Annotated in this window: 17 protein-coding genes; all 17 read left to right on the top strand. The window is 40.0% G+C overall.

All coding sequences use genetic code 11. The features are described 5' to 3' along the window. Positions 1-4 precede the first annotated feature (4 nt). The 17 genes from spoIIIAF to spoIVB all read left to right on the top strand — a co-directional run bounded on the left by spoIIIAF (position 5) and on the right by spoIVB (position 16,511). A complete protein-coding gene (gene spoIIIAF, locus HU823_RS04455) occupies positions 5-631 on the top strand; it encodes a stage III sporulation protein AF (protein ID WP_197221268.1) in 627 nt (208 codons plus the stop codon). After that, entirely contained in the window at positions 628-1,269 is a 642-nt protein-coding gene (gene spoIIIAG / locus HU823_RS04450; RefSeq protein WP_197221267.1) for a stage III sporulation protein AG, read from the top strand. The genes spoIIIAF and spoIIIAG overlap by 4 nt, the downstream gene beginning before the upstream one ends. A gap of 4 nt (positions 1,270-1,273) precedes the next feature. Beyond that, entirely contained in the window at positions 1,274-1,786 is a 513-nt protein-coding gene (locus tag HU823_RS04445) for a SpoIIIAH-like family protein (protein ID WP_066396025.1), read from the top strand. A 309-nt stretch (positions 1,787-2,095) separates the two neighbouring features. After that, positions 2,096-2,599 (top strand): acetyl-CoA carboxylase biotin carboxyl carrier protein, encoded by a 504-nt coding sequence (accB, locus tag HU823_RS04440; RefSeq protein ID WP_197221266.1) that lies wholly within the window; start codon positions 2,096-2,098, stop codon positions 2,597-2,599. 12 nt (positions 2,600-2,611) lie between these two features. Then, on the top strand, positions 2,612-3,970 hold the full coding sequence (gene accC / locus HU823_RS04435) for an acetyl-CoA carboxylase biotin carboxylase subunit (RefSeq protein WP_137788932.1): 1,359 nt from the start codon (positions 2,612-2,614) through the stop codon (positions 3,968-3,970). A 19-nt stretch (positions 3,971-3,989) separates the two neighbouring features. Continuing rightward, on the top strand, positions 3,990-4,397 hold the full coding sequence (locus HU823_RS04430; protein ID WP_137788933.1) for an Asp23/Gls24 family envelope stress response protein: 408 nt from the start codon (positions 3,990-3,992) through the stop codon (positions 4,395-4,397). 616 nt (positions 4,398-5,013) lie between these two features. After that, complete coding sequence (gene nusB / locus HU823_RS04425) at positions 5,014-5,409, top strand: transcription antitermination factor NusB (protein WP_144699159.1); 396 nt, start codon at positions 5,014-5,016, stop codon at positions 5,407-5,409. A 40-nt stretch (positions 5,410-5,449) separates the two neighbouring features. Beyond that, positions 5,450-6,313 carry a bifunctional methylenetetrahydrofolate dehydrogenase/methenyltetrahydrofolate cyclohydrolase FolD gene (gene folD, locus HU823_RS04420; RefSeq protein ID WP_144699161.1) on the top strand — a complete coding sequence of 288 codons (864 nt, stop codon included), beginning with the start codon at positions 5,450-5,452 and terminating at the stop codon, positions 6,311-6,313. Beyond that, positions 6,313-7,674 carry an exodeoxyribonuclease VII large subunit gene (xseA, locus tag HU823_RS04415; RefSeq protein WP_197221265.1) on the top strand — a complete coding sequence of 454 codons (1,362 nt, stop codon included), beginning with the start codon at positions 6,313-6,315 and terminating at the stop codon, positions 7,672-7,674. The genes folD and xseA overlap by 1 nt, the downstream gene beginning before the upstream one ends. Beyond that, a complete protein-coding gene (locus HU823_RS04410) occupies positions 7,667-7,906 on the top strand; it encodes an exodeoxyribonuclease VII small subunit (protein ID WP_066396014.1) in 240 nt (79 codons plus the stop codon). Before xseA ends, HU823_RS04410 begins: the two co-directional genes overlap by 8 nt. Continuing rightward, a complete protein-coding gene (locus tag HU823_RS04405; protein ID WP_231607256.1) occupies positions 7,903-8,784 on the top strand; it encodes a polyprenyl synthetase family protein in 882 nt (293 codons plus the stop codon). The genes HU823_RS04410 and HU823_RS04405 overlap by 4 nt, the downstream gene beginning before the upstream one ends. Positions 8,785-9,479: 695 nt before the next feature. Beyond that, positions 9,480-10,076 (top strand): hypothetical protein, encoded by a 597-nt coding sequence (locus tag HU823_RS04400; protein WP_066396012.1) that lies wholly within the window; start codon positions 9,480-9,482, stop codon positions 10,074-10,076. Between the two features lie 20 nt (positions 10,077-10,096). Beyond that, positions 10,097-11,995, top strand: coding sequence for a 1-deoxy-D-xylulose-5-phosphate synthase (dxs, locus tag HU823_RS04395; protein ID WP_197221264.1), 1,899 nt, complete (start codon positions 10,097-10,099; stop codon positions 11,993-11,995). Then, positions 11,992-12,810, top strand: a complete 819-nt coding sequence (locus HU823_RS04390; RefSeq protein WP_144699167.1) for a TlyA family RNA methyltransferase — start codon at positions 11,992-11,994, stop codon at positions 12,808-12,810. The genes dxs and HU823_RS04390 overlap by 4 nt, the downstream gene beginning before the upstream one ends. 107 nt (positions 12,811-12,917) lie before the next feature. Further along, positions 12,918-13,367, top strand: a complete 450-nt coding sequence (gene ahrC, locus HU823_RS04385) for a transcriptional regulator AhrC/ArgR (protein WP_144699169.1) — start codon at positions 12,918-12,920, stop codon at positions 13,365-13,367. A gap of 24 nt (positions 13,368-13,391) precedes the next feature. Beyond that, positions 13,392-15,089 carry a DNA repair protein RecN gene (gene recN / locus HU823_RS04380; protein WP_197221263.1) on the top strand — a complete coding sequence of 566 codons (1,698 nt, stop codon included), beginning with the start codon at positions 13,392-13,394 and terminating at the stop codon, positions 15,087-15,089. 135 nt (positions 15,090-15,224) lie between these two features. After that, entirely contained in the window at positions 15,225-16,511 is a 1,287-nt protein-coding gene (gene spoIVB, locus HU823_RS04375) for a SpoIVB peptidase (RefSeq protein WP_144699173.1), read from the top strand. The last annotated feature ends 130 nt before the right edge of the window (positions 16,512-16,641 follow it).

Genomic DNA, 16,641 nt, shown 5'->3' with positions numbered 1-16,641 from the left:
AGTCATGGCATTCTTAACCGAATGGATAACCAATATTATTATTCTTGTACTATTGGCTGGAGTCATCGAGCTGTTGTTACCGGGTAATCAATTTCAAAATTATATCAAGATGGTGGTAGGATTGCTCATCCTGCTTGCCATGCTCTCGCCACTGTTCAAACTAATAAACGCAGATCTCGATCAGGTGTTTCTCGCTATGGATCTACCAGCACCTGCGAAAGAAGACGAAATAAAAAATTCAATAGAAGAGAATAAAAGTGAAATACAATCCGCACAACGTGCATATATATTAGAGCAAATGGCTGTCCCAATGAAAAAACAAGTTCAAGAGGAGTTGAAACAGACTTATGAGTTAGAGATAGTCGATCTTCAAATTCAAACGGAAATCGGTAAAGAGCCGTTGGATGCTGAAGATATTAGGGGTGCCAAAGTGATACTAACAAAGTATCACGATCAAGCAAGAATCTCTGAAGTATCAGAAGTGGATGTAAGTGTTTCTGGTCCAGAGAGAAAAGAATCTCTCGAACCACCGGTTACAAGCGAAGTCATCCAGTTTCTAGCCGATCAATGGCAGCTGGATGCAGACCAAGTTGATGTACATTTGGAAGGGGGAGAGGAGTTATCCCAATGAAACGTTCATTTTGGGAACAGATAAAAAAACGGCTGCAGCTTAGTGATAAAGCAGGGAATAAACAAAAGTACTTACTTGTCTTACTTCTATTGGGAATTTCTCTAATGTTTCTTAGCAAGATGATAGACTCCCCTGCTCAAAAAAGTTCATTGAACGGGCTAGTGCCAGAAACAAAGGTTAAATCTGAGGCGGTTTTTAAACAAGCGAAAGAAGTCACAGACAAGAATATTAAAACTTATGAAGATCGTTACTCGAACGAACTGAAAGACCTATTAGAGCAAATGCAAGGCGTAGGCAAAGTGTCAGTCTGGGTTGAACTCTCCACAACAGAGAAAAAAGAGTTCGTAACTGATGATAGCACACAGAGTCAAACAACTTCTGAAAATGATAAAAATGGCGGGAAGAGAACCATAGAAGATCAAAAGATAGATGAAAAAGTAGTCATCATCTCAAATGATGGCAGAGAAGAGCCGATCGTCGTTACAACAGAAAAACCAAAGATTAAAGGTGTAGCCGTGTTGGCGCAAGGTGCAGAGAACATCCAGACAAAGTCTATGATCATAGAGCTCGTTAAAAAAGTTTTTGATATAGGTAGTGACCAAATTTTCGTAGGACCAAAAAATCCTGAGGGGGAATAATCAAATGTTATTGAAAAAACAAACCGTTTGGCTTTTGACTATGCTTAGCTTAATCATTGTATTGTCGGTGTATTACATTACAGCGCCTGGTGGAACAGATGATCTTGCATACTTGGAGGCAGGAAAGAAGTCAGGTAAAGAAGCGACGGTTTCAGGTGTTGCAAACGATGATGTGTTTACAGCACTTCGCCTTGAGCGAGATGAAGTTCGTGATGAGATGAGTGCTGACTATGTAGCGGTTGCAGGGTCTGAAGATGCTTCTGCTGAGGTTCAAGCTGATGCTTGGGCGAAGATGACAGAGCTTCAGTCACTTACGATGCAAGAATCAACAGTAGAAACATTGATCAAATCGATGGGATTCAATGATGCATTAGTAAGCACGATGAACAATGAGATCAAAGTAATCGTAAAAGCTGATAAACTATCGAAAAAAGAAGTCGTTGAGATCATGAATGTTGCAAACGAACATCTTGGTAGTAATAAAACGGTAGCTGTTGAATATCATGCATCTAAATAAATTCAGAGTTTAAAAGCCGGAGTTCCGGCTTTTTTCTTTTTGGGTTTTCATGATATATTGGATAGAAACTTAAAGCGTCTGCGTCATTAAGTTTGCATTTCTTTGTGAAGGGAAATGATAGAAAAATGTGAAGAGTATTCGCAAACGCTTACAATGTTAAGTGTTATCGTGTACTATTAACTTGAACATGATTCTAATGTATCCACGAAAAGAGAAATGTGGTATATTACATGTGTTAAGACCTAGTCACAATAGAAGGTGCTAAATAAAAAATCTAAACTGGATAGGATTGTTAAAGGAGTAGAGAACATGCTAAAAATTCAAGAAATACGTGAATTGATTAAACTTATTGACAAATCAAGTATCAACGAATTCAAATACGAAAATGACGGCTCTAAGATTGTTCTTAAAAAGGACAGTGGTACGGTCGTTTCTCATGGAGCAGAAGAAGTTGTTTCTCAACCCGTTGTCACTCAAGCGCCACCAGTAAAAGAACAGGTTCCTGCAGCTGAAACAGTGAAAGAGAACACAGAAGTTAAACAACAAACAGAGAAGGCAAAAGAAGACGCTAACTTACATAAAGTAGTCTCACCTATGGTAGGAACGTTTTATGCTGCTTCATCTCCAGATGTTGAAGCATTTGTTAAGCCAGGAGATAAAGTTTCAAAAGATAGCATCGTTTGTATTATTGAAGCAATGAAATTATTTAATGAGATCGAATCTGAAGTGAATGGTGAAATCGTAAAAGTATTAGTTGAGAACGGACAATTAGTAGAATACGGACAACCTCTGTTCCTTGTGAAAGCAGAATAGGAGGGTATGTCTATGATTAAAAAGCTATTAGTAGCAAACCGTGGTGAGATTGCTGTAAGGATTATTCGTGCATGCAAAGAGCTTGGTGTTGAAACAGTAGCCGTTTATTCAGAAGCTGATAAAGATGCCTTGCATGTCCGTTTGGCAGATGAGGCTTATTGTATCGGACCGACTGCTTCAAAAGATAGTTACCTAAACTTCACTAACATAATGAGCGTTGCCACACTAACTGGTTCAGAAGCCATCCATCCTGGATATGGATTTCTGGCAGAGAACGCCGACTTTGCAGAACTTTGCAGCGAATGTAATGTAACATTTGTTGGTCCAAGTGCTGAAGCAATCAACAAAATGGGTATTAAAGATGTTGCAAGAGCAACGATGGCGGATGCTGGAGTTCCAATCGTACCAGGTTCTGACGGGATTATTAGGGACAAGGAAGAAGCCATTGAACTCAGCAACAAAATTGGGTATCCTGTAATTATTAAAGCAACAGCAGGCGGTGGGGGTAAAGGGATCCGCGTAGCAAAGAATGAAACGGAACTCTTAAAAGGCATTGCGATCACTCAGCAAGAAGCAGCAACTGCTTTTGGTAACCCTGGTGTGTATATTGAAAAATACATTGAAGATTTCCGACATGTTGAAATACAGGTGCTTGCAGATAACCATGGGAATGTGATCCATTTAGGAGAACGAGACTGCAGTATCCAAAGACGTCTTCAAAAGCTCTTAGAAGAGACTCCATCTCCTGCCATCTCTCCATCTAAACGCCAAGAGATGGGAGAAGCGGCAGTAAAAGCAGCTGAAGCCGTTCAATATTCTGGTGCTGGTACAGTTGAATTTATCTTTGATCATAATACAGGGGATTTCTATTTCATGGAGATGAATACTCGTATCCAAGTAGAACATCCTGTAACAGAGATGGTAACCGGAATTGATCTTATCAAGGAACAGATTAAAGTAGCTTCAGGTGAGAGATTGCGATACAAACAAGAAGATATTGAGTTTGATGGCTGGTCGATCGAATGCAGAATAAATGCTGAGAATCCTGAGAAAAACTTTATGCCATCTGCTGGGAAGATTGAAATGTATCTTCCGCCAGGCGGTCTAGGTGTTCGAGTGGATTCAGCTGTTTATCCTGGCTATACGATTCCACCATTTTATGATTCTATGATTGCTAAAGTTATTACTTACGGAAATACTAGACAAGAAGCGATCGACCGTATGAAGCGAGCACTAAGTGAATTCGTGATCGAAGGAATTCATACGACCATTCCGTTCCACCTGCGTCTGTTAAACCATGAGACTTTTGTGAATGGTGACTTTAATACAAAGTTTTTAGAAAATCATGATTTAACTTCAAAAAGCGAATAAGTACGGAGGTGTTTAATTGATGAATGAACTATCATTTGAAATGGAAAGTTACTCATCAGAATTAGGGAAAGTGGAGATCTCACCTGAAGTTATCGAAGTTATTGCAAGTATTGCAGCTTCAGATGTAGAAGGTGTGGCTTCCATGAGAGGCAGCTTTGCAAGTGGTGTAGTAGAGCGACTTGGAAAGAAAACGCATGGCAAAGGCGTTAAAGTTGAACTCTCAGAAGCAGGTATTTCAATCGATGTATACGTATCAATGAAATATGGAGTTGCGATTCCAGATGTAGCTCAAAAAATTCAAGATTACATCAGACAAGCGCTTCTAGACATGACAGCACTAGAAGCAACGGATATCAACGTATTCGTAGTTGGTGTTCAATTTGATTCAAAAGAAAAACAGAATGAAGCACCAGAAGTAGATTATTAAAAAGATCAAAGGGTGAGTTCTACTTGCCCTTTGATCTTTTTTCTTGTTTTATATTACGAGTGAATAGTTTGATGAAGTAGAGTTAGCTTGTTGATGTTATGAGGTAGGGTATATGTAGTGCAATTTTAGTCGAGTGATGTCGACTCGACGCTATATGGGAAAATCTCGCCGAATTATTGTTCAAACTCGCCGGATTAAGCCTGGAATTTCTAGAATTATCTCTTGAAATTACTGAATAAACAGCTTAGATACCCTACCTGGTATTATGTAGAAATCTTTTTATCTTTTTCTTCTTTGACTATTGATTGGAGTGGAAGGTGCGTGACTCTAGGCTAGGACAGGTGGGCAGGTGAGACGCTTATACGAAACGTACGAATGTGGCTCACCGCCTGCCCCGCACAAAGCGAGCACCTGTAATAGAAATCAACTCCCTACAAAGCAACAATGAATTATAATACATTAGTAATTACTTTTTTAACTATTTGACCCTTAACAGATTGAAAAAAACTGAATGTTCGGAAGGGTTAGTAAGTCCATTGTTCGGATTGTAACGAGTCCTAACAATATGGTATTATGCTAGATAGAAATTGTTCGCAAATAGAAAGGAAGTCGGATTATGAAACGCAGACTTGCCAGAGAAAAGGCATTTCAATCGCTTTTTCAAATTGAAGTAAGTGACATCTCAGCTAATGAAGCTATGGAGCATGTTTTAGAAGGAGAGCCATCAGACGAATTTTTAACAAGTATGGTTCATGGTACCGTTGAAAAGAAAGAAGAAATCGAGCGTTTTCTAACGCCTTATTTAGAGAAATGGAGCTTTTCAAGACTAGCAAACGTAGAACGCGTTGTTCTTCAGATGGCTGCTTACGAATGGTTGTTCATGGAAGAGGTTCCAAAGAACGTAACGTTGAATGAAGCGATTGAAACAGCAAAAATCTTTGGCGGTGAAGAAGCAGGACGTTTCGTAAATGGTGTCTTAGGAAAGATAGTCAAAGATATTAACAATAATTAATTTAATAATAAAACCAACTACTTTTGAGGGGGACTTTAGAATGGCTGTGTTAGACGGAAAACAAATTGCGAGAGAGATCAGAGAAAAACTTGCAAAAGAGATCCAAGACCTTAAACAAGAAGGAATTGTTCCAGGTTTAGCTGTTATTCTAGTAGGCGATCACCCAGCGTCTCGTTCATATGTATTAGCAAAAGAAAGAACGTGTAAAGAGCTCGGTATGCATTCGGTATTGACGGAGCTTCCTGAATCTATTTCTGAGAATGAATTATTACAATACATTCAAGCATTTAACAATGACGAACAAATCGATGGGATACTCGTACAACTTCCCCTTCCTTCACATATTAGTGAATCAAAAGTAATTGAAACCATTCTGCCTGAAAAAGATGTAGACGGTTTTCATCCGATTAATATCGGACGGATGCATGCAGGAGATGAGCAAGCTTTCATACCTTGCACTCCGCTTGGAATTTTAGAGATGGTTAAACAAACCGGTGAAGATATTTCAGGAAAACATGTTGTCGTTGTAGGCAGAAGCAACCTTGTAGGAAAGCCAGCAGGCCAGCTTTTCTTGCAAGAAAATGCGACGGTGACGTTTTGCCACTCAAGAACTAAAAATCTTCGTGAACAAACATTGCAAGCTGATATTTTAATTGCGGCGGTAGGAAAACCGAACCTTATTACAGAAGATATGGTAAAAGCAGGTGCCGTTGTCATTGATGTAGGGGTTAATCGCAAGGAAGATGGAAAGCTTTGTGGAGATGTAGACTATGAGGCTATTAAACCGAAAGCAAAGCATATCACTCCTGTTCCAGGAGGCGTAGGCCCTATGACGATCACGATGTTGATGAACAATACGGTTCTTGCTTCAAAATGGAGAAAGCAGTTAAAGGAAGTACATTAATGCAAAACAACAATCGGTATGTTCCAATATCGGCTGTAACCCGGTATATTAAAAGGCTATTTGAAAATGACGGTAACTTACAAGACGTTTGGGTAAAAGGTGAACTTTCCAATGTTAAGCTCCATAGTAGGGGCCATCTGTATTTCACGTTGAAAGATGCAAACAGCAGAGTTTCTGCGGTTATGTTTGCAGGAAACAACAGACATCTAAATTTCAAACCTGAAGAAGGAATGAATGTTTTAATCCAAGGTTCGTTCTCTGTTTACGAACCTCAAGGGCAATACCAGCTCTATGTCAGAACGATGCAGCAAGACGGTGTTGGTAATTTATTTCTGGCGTATGAAAATCTTAAGAATATGTTAGATCAACAAGGGCTTTTTGATCCTATACATAAAAAGCCGCTGCCTAAATTTCCTTCTACGATTGGTGTGGTCACTTCACCAACGGGAGCTGCCGTCAGGGATATCGTGACTACTATAAAACGAAGGTTTCCGCTAGCTGCTGTCACAGTATACCCAGTGCTTGTTCAAGGACCAGGTGCTGCCCCGTCCATCGTTCGGGCGATTGAACGAGCGAATGCTTTGAACGAATCAGATGTTCTCATCGTGGGACGTGGTGGAGGATCGATAGAAGAGCTATGGGCGTTTAATGAAGAAAGTGTTGCAAGAGCAATCTTTCAATCGCATCTGCCGATTATTTCAGCTGTGGGACATGAAACTGACTTTACAATTTCTGATTTTGTAGCTGACTTAAGAGCACCAACACCTACAGCTGCTGCTGAGATGGCAGTGCCTCATCTAGATGAACTGAAGGATCGATTATTCCAAAGAAATGTTCGCTTGAAAAGGGTGATGAATGAGTTTGTAGCGGGTCATCAACAGCATCTTTCCCGACTGCAAAAATCATATGCTTTTAAGTACCCAACTCAATTGATCAAACAAAAAGAGCAAGAACTAGATAGGTGTATGGATCAATTAAAACGTACGGTTGGAAGTTTTGTTGATCAACATCAAAATCAACTCTCACAGGTTAAACGTCAACTTTTACTGTTTTCACCTAGAGGTCAGCTTCAGAAGGCAAACGAAAGAGTCGTTTCTCTGCATAAGATATTGCTAAAAGAAACAAACCGTCACGTAAGGCAGCACCAGAGGGATTTTTCTAACAAGATTTCTAGACTCTCTTCCCTTAATCCTCTGGCTGTAATGGATAGAGGATACAGCTTGACCTATAAACAAGGCAAAGGCGAATTGGTTAAATCGGTATCACAGGTAAAGGCTGGAGATGCATTAACGATAAAGTTAAAAGATGGACAGATCGATTGTCACATCACTGGAACGGAGGCGTCTTTTACGAATGACTGAAAAAACAAGCAAACTTACATTTGAAGAAGCGATGATACAGCTAGAAGAGATCGTTGAAAAGCTTGAACAGGGAGATGTTCCTTTAGAAGAAAGTATCGATCTGTATCAACAAGGAATGAAGCTCTCAAAATTATGTCATACGAAATTACAGAACGTTGAGAAGAAGATGGATACGATTCTGCATGAAGACGGAAAAGAAGAACCATTCGCGATTCAGGAGGAAGATCATTGATAGCGTTTGAACAATATCTTCGAGATAAAAAAACATTGGTTGAAGAAAAGATGGTCACATACTTAGACAATTTGGATGCTCCAGAAACATTAAAAAAATCGATGCTATATTCAATTTCTGCAGGTGGAAAGCGAATACGTCCAATCCTTGCTCTTGCAGTTATGGAAGCTTTTGAAAAGAATATAGAAAAATTAGTAGATGTTGTTTGTTCGATTGAATTTGTTCACACTTATTCTCTCATCCATGATGACCTTCCTTCTATGGATAATGATGATTATAGAAGAGGGAAACTAACGAACCATAAAGTTTTTGGGGAAGCTCAAGCCATTTTGGCCGGAGATGCTTTATTGACAGAGAGCTTTAGCTTGATCACAAACAACTCGTATTTAACTTCGGACCAAAAAGTTCAAATGATTGCTGTTCTATCAAGAGCTGCAGGTGCAACAGGTATGGTTGGTGGTCAAGTAGAAGACATAGAGGGAGAGAACAGAGACCTCACGTTAACAGAATTAGAAAGCATTCATGAAAAAAAGACGGGTAAGATGCTTGAATGTTCAGTGATCATAGGTGGAATTGCAGCGAGAGCTTCTGATGAAGACCTTATCCATTTAACGAACTATGCACGGCATATCGGAATTGCATTTCAGATTCAAGATGACATATTAGATGTAACAGGGAATCAAGAAGAAATTGGTAAACCTGTTGGAAGTGATGAGGCTAATCTGAAAACTACTTATCCTAAGATTCTTGGTCTTATTGGTGCAAAGAAAGAAATGGAAAACCATATACATATTTCTTTGGAACATTTAAACAAGATCAACGGAAATACAGGCATATTAGCGTCCATCGCTGACTACATTATAAAAAGAAACCACTAAGAGATTGTTGCGAAATTGGAAGTATGATATGATATTATTTGCTTTGGAGTGGTGCAGTATTCTAGTCAGCCCCCCATTCCTGAAGGCGGGCCTAAAAATCCGCCAAAGGGCACATCGATGAAGTTCCTTGTATTGGCTTGAGGCGCCCAGCCTTGGGTCATCGCTGGGAGTTAAGGTTGAAGGGCGATCCACAATGGCATGTGGGCGAGGACCCTTCTTCCGCGGAGGCCCCCATATTTGCGGTTTGTGTTCAAAAGACCTTACTGCGAAATGGGGTTTGAACCTGCTTAGCTTTTTTTCTTGTTCACAGGAAAAGAAGGCGAGCAGCGTAGCCTGCCTTGAGTGGAGCTTGAGGGGATTATGGTGTGAAAAGCCTGTATCGGTTGGCCGCTGATTATGAGCTTTATACCATATGAAATCTTCTCTGCAAAAGAGGCTAGGGAATGTGCGCGAGGCTGTTGAGGAAAACTCCTAGACTGTTCTGCCCTGACACCTTTTAGGGATTATAGTGCGGACTAAGTGGTAATCTAGTCTAACGTTTGGCAACAGCGTTAAGAAGAGAGTAAAGGGAAACCGCGAACATGGCGACATTTCGTACTCTTCTGGGAAAACCTACTGGACCTAAGCCGCAGTCTTTACTTAATAAGGTGACCACTCCCTATTACATAAAGTGACCAAAAAGTGAGGAGTTATGCATGAAGCATTCCTTTACTAAAACACTCAAATGGAGTACAAGCATTGCCGTTATCACTCTTGTGTTAGCGGCTATTTTTACAGTTGTATCATCTTTTTTGTTAAATGGAGTTTCGTGGGCGATAGGGATGGGAATCGTGTTTCTAATCGTATTAACCGGGGTTCTGTTTGACATAGTAGGGGTGGCATCAACTGCTGCGAAAGAAGTTCCGTTTCATGCGATGGCTTCTGAGAAGGTTCCTGGAGCAAGACATGCTATAATCATTACAAGAAACGCAGATCGGGTAGCGAATTTTTGTAACGATGTTATTGGAGACATCTCTGGGATCGTTAGCGGAACGGCATCTGCTGCAGTAGTAGTAGAACTTACACTTTCAATGGGGAACAGATCTGGATCAAACTCTGAGTATTTGATCTCAATCGTATTCACCAGTGTAGTTGCTGCACTTACTGTAGGAGGCAAAGCGCTAGGAAAATCATATGCGATCAACCACTCAACCTTTATTATTTTTCAGGTTGGGCGTTTATTATATTTTTTAGAGGAAAAATTAAGAATTAAACTGCTATCGCCTGCTAAAAGAGAGAAGAAAAGGCGTTAATGGAAAGAGAGGCATATTCCATGAACCTGGAAGAAATTCAAGATCCTCAGTTTTTAAAAACGTATGAAACTGAACAATTAAATAAATTAGCTGCCGAGATTCGTTCTTTTCTAATTGAAAAACTTTCAGTTAGAGGAGGCCATCTTGGGCCTAATCTTGGCGTTGTAGAATTAACGCTTGCCATGCACAAAGTCTTTGACAGTCCTAAAGACAAGTTTATTTGGGATGTTGGTCATCAAGCCTATGTGCATAAGATTCTTACGGGAAGAGCATCGCAGTTTGATACACTTCGACAGTATAAGGGTCTCTGTGGATTTCCAAAGAGAATTGAAAGCGAACATGATGTTTGGGAAACAGGGCACAGTTCTACATCACTTTCTGCAGCTATGGGTATGGCTATCGCTAGAGACCTTAAGAAAACAGATGATAAAGTTCTTGCGGTCATTGGTGATGGTGCTTTAACGGGCGGAATGGCTTTAGAAGCGCTGAACCATATCGGTCATGAAAAGAAAGACTTAATCGTTGTTCTTAACGACAACGAGATGTCTATCGCTCCAAATGTTGGAGCTCTTCACAACGTTTTAGGACGCATGAGAACAGCTAGAAAATACAATAAAGCAAAAGATGAGCTAGAATCATTGATTCGTAAGATACCCGCTTTTGGCGGTAAATTGGCTGCTACAGCTGAACGTGTTAAAGACAGCTTAAAGTATCTGTTAGTATCAGGAATGTTTTTTGAGGAGCTAGGCTACACCTATTTAGGGCCGGTTGATGGTCATGATGTAGATGACTTGATCGAGAATCTAACATATGCCAAAAAAACGAAAGGTCCGGTAATCATCCACGTTCTTACGAAAAAAGGCAAAGGATATGAACCGGCTGAAAGTGATAAAAAGGATAGCTGGCATGGCGTTGGTCCTTATAAGATTGAATCAGGTGAGCAGATCAAACCGCAGCAAGTTGGACCATCTTACAGCGGAGTGGTCAGTAAAACTCTTGAGACGCTATCCCATAAAGATGATCGTATTGCTGTCATAACGCCTGCCATGACCATTGGCTCTAAGCTAACGGATTACGGCAAAGCGTTTCCTGATCGGTTGTTTGACGTTGGTATTGCTGAACAGCATGCCACAACGATGGCAGCTGGACTTGCTACGCAGAATATGAAACCGGTCCTATCGATCTATTCTACGTTCTTGCAGCGAGGTTACGACCAAGTAGTTCATGATGTAGCCAGACAGAATTTGAATGTTGTTTTCACAATAGATAGATCTGGTCTCGTTGGTGCTGATGGAGAAACGCACCAAGGTGTATTTGATATTGCTTTCTTGCGTCATATTCCAAACATGGTATTGATGATGGGGAAAGATGAGAACGAGCTTCAGCATATGGTATATTCTGCTCTTAAATATGAAGATGGTCCGATTGCGATCAGATTCCCTAGAGGTAACGGTTCAGGAGTTCCGATGGATGAAGAGTTTGAGAACATTCCAATTGGTTCATGGGAAGTGCTGAAAGATGGAGACGACGTTGCGATTCTAACGTTTGGAACGACGATTCCAATGGCGCTTGAAGCTTGGGAGATTCTCGCTAAATCAGGTGTCTCAGCACGCGTGATCAACGCTCGTTTTATTAAACCGCTTGACTCAAAAATGCTCAAAGAGCTTTATGCGGAAAACATGCCTATTTTAACGTTAGAAGAGGCTGTTCTTCAAGGCGGTTTTGGAAGTGCGGTATTAGAGCATGCGGCTGACCATCAGGCAAATGTGATCATTGATCGAATGGGTATACCAGATTGCTTTATCGAGCATGGAAGTGTGACAAAACTTTTAGAAGAGATCGGAATTACAACGCCTGATCTTGTTGAGCGAGTGAAAACGCTTGTTAAAAGAAAGGCAGAAAAGGGTCTTCTTACATGAAAAAAGAACGGGTAGATGTACTGCTTGTCAATCGAGGACTTTGTGAAACACGAGAGAAAGCCAAACGATCTGTTATGGCTGGCCTCGTGTACTCAGGAACGAACCGGATGGATAAGCCAGGAGAAAAGATAGAACAAGATGCGCCTCTTCAAGTTAAAGGAGATGTAATCCCTTATGTGGGAAGAGGCGGGCTTAAGCTTGAAAAGGCACTTAAAACCTTTGATTTTGAAGTTAAAGAAAAGATAGGAATGGATATTGGGGCTTCAACAGGTGGCTTTACTGACTGTGCCTTACAAAATGGCGCCTCCTATATTTATGCGATCGATGTGGGCTACAATCAACTTGCTTGGAAGCTGAGAAACGATTCTAGGGTAGCGGTGATGGAAAGAACAAACTTTAGATATGTAACTCCTGATCAGCTTCAACAGGGAATCCCTCACTTTGCAACGATCGACGTTTCATTCATTTCACTACGAATCATTCTTCCTGTGCTGACTCAGCTTATGCCAACTGGAGATGTGATCGCTTTGATCAAGCCTCAGTTTGAAGCAGGGCGTGAAGAAGTCGGGAAAAAGGGAATTGTTAGAGATCCTAAAGTTCATAAACGCGTGATTGAAGAGATTACGGATTTTGCCCGCAAAACAGGGATTAATCCTGTTGCATTGTCCTTCTCACCTATAACGGGTGGGGATGGAAATATCGAGTTTTTAATGCATGGAAAAGTAAATAATGAGGACTGCATGTCGATAACTTCAAAAACTATTGAAGAAGTTGTGAAGTCAGCTCATGAAACATTAAAGAAAGAGCGAGAATAAAATTTCTCGCTCTTTTCATCATTTCACTAATGAAAAATTTACATCCTATGCACAATAGTATAAGATAAAGGCAGAATGTGACAGTGTAAATTGAGGTGGAATCACGAGTGAATAAAGGACAACGACATATTAAAATACGTGAAATGATCAGCAACCATGATATTGAGACACAAGACGATTTAGTGGAACTGCTTAAGAAAGCAAACTTTAATGTAACGCAAGCAACTGTTTCCCGAGATATTAAAGAACTGCATCTTGTGAAAGTGCCGATGAACGATGGTCGCTATAAATACAGTCTTCCGGCTGACCAAAGGTTCAACCCACTGCAGAAGTTAAAAAGAACACTGACTGACAGCTTTATTAGTATTGATTATGCAGATCACCTGATTATCATGAAAACACTTCCGGGTAATGCAAATGCCATTGGTGCGTTAATTGATAAGCTGGATTGGGAAGATTTAATGGGAACGATCTGTGGCGATGATACAATCTTAATTATTTGTCGTTCTAAAGAAGTTAGTTCAGATGTTTCGCAGCGCTTTTTAGATATGCTGTAATTTTTATAATAAGGTGTGATGTAATTGCTGGCAGAATTAAGTATTCGTAATTTTGCTATAATTGATTCTCTGAGTGTTTCTTTTAGTAAAGGGTTAACCGTATTAACAGGTGAAACCGGTGCAGGAAAGTCCATCATCATCGATGCGATCGGACTTCTGATTGGTGGCCGCGGCTCTACGGAATTTGTACGCTATGGTACTCAAAAAGCTGAAATCGAAGGTTTGTTTCATATTCATCCAGGTCATCGTGTATATGACAAATGTGAGGAATTTGGAATTGCGATTTCGGATGAAGATGAGATGGTCGTGCTTAAAAGGGATATAACGGAGAACGGAAAAAGCATCTGCAGAGTAAACGGAAAGCTTGTTACGCTCTCTGTTCTTAAGGAGATCGGACAGGCCTTAGTAGATATTCATGGGCAGCATGAAACGCAATATTTAATGCAGCCTGACAAGCATCTTTTTTTACTAGATAGTTTTGGTGATAAGGATTTTAAACAAGAGCTGATTTCGTACGAATCAACCTTCAGAGACTACAAAGAAATCAACAAGCAGCTTTCAGAGCTCTCTAGAAACGAACAAGAGATTGCGCAGAGAATAGACTTGCTCGAATATCAGTACCAAGAGATAGCGGGTAGCAACCTCATTCCTGATGAGGATGTTAAGCTTGAGGAAGAAAAAAGAATGCTTTCGAATTTTGAAAGAATTCATGGCTCTCTTCAGGATGCTTACCATAATCTTTATGGCGAAGGAAAAGCGCTCGAACTTGTATCTAGTGCACTAGCTGATTTTTCGCAGGTCGCAGCACTTGATGAATCATTAAAAGCCGACGAAGAGCAATTTGGAAACAGCTTTTATGTACTTGAAGAGCTTACATATAAGATTCGGGATATGTTTGATTCATTAGAATACAACCCGGAAAGGCTTAACAGCATCGAATCACGTCTTGATGAACTAAGTAAGCTTAAACGCAAATACGGTTCTTCAGTAAAAGAAATGATCGATTATAGTGAAAAAATTAAAAAAGAGTTAGAACTCATTCAGAACAAAGATAATCATATTGAAGAACTCAAGAAAAAGCAGGATAAGCTCATTGCTAAACTTGAGGTATCAGGTAAAAAGCTGACTAAGCGGAGAACAGAGACCGCTAAAGTCTTAAAGAACAGTATACAACAACAGCTTAAAGAACTTTATATGGAAAAAACCAAATTCGAAGTCGTAATGAAGCGAATTGATGATAATCAGTTTTTAAGAACAGGAATGGATTCTGTAGAATTTTATATCTCCCCGAATCCTGGAGAACCCCTTAAACCACTATCAAAAGTAGCATCTGGTGGAGAGCTTTCCAGAATTATTCTAGCATTGAAAACCATTTTTTCTGAAAACCAAGGAATTACCGCCATTATCTTTGATGAAGTAGATACAGGAGTCTCAGGACGAGTCGCTCAAGCAATAGCGGAAAAGATCTATAAAGTTTCTGTCGGTTCACAAGTACTTTGTATCTCTCACCTTCCACAAGTTGCAGCGATGTCTGACACGCATCTTCATATCTCTAAAGACACACTTCAAGGAAGAACGGTTACAAAGGTCCTAACATTAAAAACGGATGAAAAAGTAAATGAGATAGGCAGAATGATCTCTGGTGTTGAGATTACTGACCTTACGAGGCAACATGCTCAAGAATTATTAGAGCTTGCAGCGTCAATCAAAAAGACATCATAAAACTTTATTCATGAAAAAGCTATCCATTTAAGGAATAGCTTTTTCTTTTTTCTAGGTTATAAACTCATGGTCCGTAGGCTAAATTAAAGGTACAGCCATGGTGAGGGTGTGAGCTAGGAGCGAGGAGAGTGTATGATGTATAAGGATTTACTTCGGCGAATGATCGGCGTTATTCTCCTTGGAAGTTTAGTGGGAATCGGTTTTTTGTCTCCTGTGCGAGAATATGTAGCACTGCCTGAATCGATTACCTTTTTTGAAGGACAGCATGTCTTACAAGCCCTTCCTGTTGGAACAAACATGAAGCAGGAAGAAACAAACATTTATACAACCGCAATGGAAAGCGAACATAAAGTTTCGATACAAGCCAAAACAAACGGTGATAGCATGGCAACTCTCGAAGCAGCAAGTTTTCCCATAAAGAAGATGAATGTAAAAGTGTTATCTGACCTTAAAGTTGTACCTGGTGGACAATCGATAGGAGTGAAATTAAATACTCTAGGGGTACTGATTGTGGGACATCACCTCGTAAATACAACTGCAGGTAAACAATCTCCAGGTGAAATTGCCGATATTCAAGTAGGAGATATTATTACCAAAATCAACGGAAAAAATATTAAAAAAATGGGAGATGTAAGCCCATTTGTTAAACAGTCTGGGGAAACTTCAAATCCTTTAGATGTAACCATCATTCGAGATGGTAAAACGTTTCATAAAACACTTACTCCTCTGCAGGACAAGAATGATCAGTCTTATCGCATTGGACTATATATTCGTGACTCAGCGGCGGGCGTAGGAACACTAACTTTTTTTGATCCAGCGTCATTCAAATATGGGGCACTCGGTCATGTTATTTCAGATATGGATACTAAGAAGCCAATCAAGGTAAACAATGGGGAAATCCTTGGATCTACCGTAACTTCCATCGAAAAAGGATCTAACGGTCATCCTGGAGAAAAGCTGGCGCGTTTTTCCAACGATCAAAGAGTTTTAGGGGACATTTCAAAAAATAGTCCTTTTGGGATTTTTGGAAAGTTAAACGATGAATTATCGAATGGGGACTGGAATAAACCATTGCCAATCGCCTTATCTCATCAGGTAAAAGAAGGTCCAGCGAAGATTTTAACTGTTGTTAACGGGTCGAAGGTTCGAGAGTTTGATGTTGATGTCGTAAGCTCTGTTCCTCAAAAGTTTCCGGCTACAAAGGGAATGGTCATTAAGATTACAGATCCCGAGCTTTTAAAGATTACCGGTGGAATCGTTCAAGGTATGAGCGGCAGCCCAATCATTCAAAATGGCAGAATTATTGGAGCAGTTACACACGTGTTTGTAAATGACCCAACTTCGGGCTATGGCGTTCATATCGAGTGGATGCTTGATGAAGCTGGTGTCAATATCTATAAAGATGCAAAACAAGCGAGTTAACATTTTTTAAAACCGGTTGAGATCTCACCGGTTTTTTTATTTTGAACACATATAAGTAGGAATGGGTGCTGGAATTTGTTTTCATTTACTTTTAGATAATTTAGACAATCCTATGAAAATTTTGTATAAT

The organism is Fictibacillus sp. 18YEL24 (genome assembly GCF_015903855.1).
GTDB classification, from domain to species: domain Bacteria; phylum Bacillota; class Bacilli; order Bacillales; family Fictibacillaceae; genus Fictibacillus; species Fictibacillus phosphorivorans_C.
Note: the sequence above shows the minus strand (reverse complement) of the source record. Positions and strands in the feature narration are given on the sequence as shown.

Coding starts and splice junctions, on each gene's coding strand:
- accC (WP_137788932.1), top strand. CDS start 2,612: ATGATTAAAAAGCTATTAGTAGCAAACCGTGGTGAGATTGCTGTAAGG.
- nusB (WP_144699159.1), top strand. CDS start 5,014: ATGAAACGCAGACTTGCCAGAGAAAAGGCATTTCAATCGCTTTTTCAA.
- xseA (WP_197221265.1), top strand. CDS start 6,313: ATGCAAAACAACAATCGGTATGTTCCAATATCGGCTGTAACCCGGTAT.
- folD (WP_144699161.1), top strand. CDS start 5,450: ATGGCTGTGTTAGACGGAAAACAAATTGCGAGAGAGATCAGAGAAAAA.
- HU823_RS04390 (WP_144699167.1), top strand. CDS start 11,992: ATGAAAAAAGAACGGGTAGATGTACTGCTTGTCAATCGAGGACTTTGT.
- spoIIIAF (WP_197221268.1), top strand. CDS start 5: ATGGCATTCTTAACCGAATGGATAACCAATATTATTATTCTTGTACTA.
- spoIVB (WP_144699173.1), top strand. CDS start 15,225: ATGTATAAGGATTTACTTCGGCGAATGATCGGCGTTATTCTCCTTGGA.
- accB (WP_197221266.1), top strand. CDS start 2,096: ATGCTAAAAATTCAAGAAATACGTGAATTGATTAAACTTATTGACAAA.
- HU823_RS04445 (WP_066396025.1), top strand. CDS start 1,274: ATGTTATTGAAAAAACAAACCGTTTGGCTTTTGACTATGCTTAGCTTA.
- HU823_RS04400 (WP_066396012.1), top strand. CDS start 9,480: ATGAAGCATTCCTTTACTAAAACACTCAAATGGAGTACAAGCATTGCC.
- spoIIIAG (WP_197221267.1), top strand. CDS start 628: ATGAAACGTTCATTTTGGGAACAGATAAAAAAACGGCTGCAGCTTAGT.
- HU823_RS04410 (WP_066396014.1), top strand. CDS start 7,667: ATGACTGAAAAAACAAGCAAACTTACATTTGAAGAAGCGATGATACAG.
- HU823_RS04430 (WP_137788933.1), top strand. CDS start 3,990: ATGAATGAACTATCATTTGAAATGGAAAGTTACTCATCAGAATTAGGG.
- dxs (WP_197221264.1), top strand. CDS start 10,097: ATGAACCTGGAAGAAATTCAAGATCCTCAGTTTTTAAAAACGTATGAA.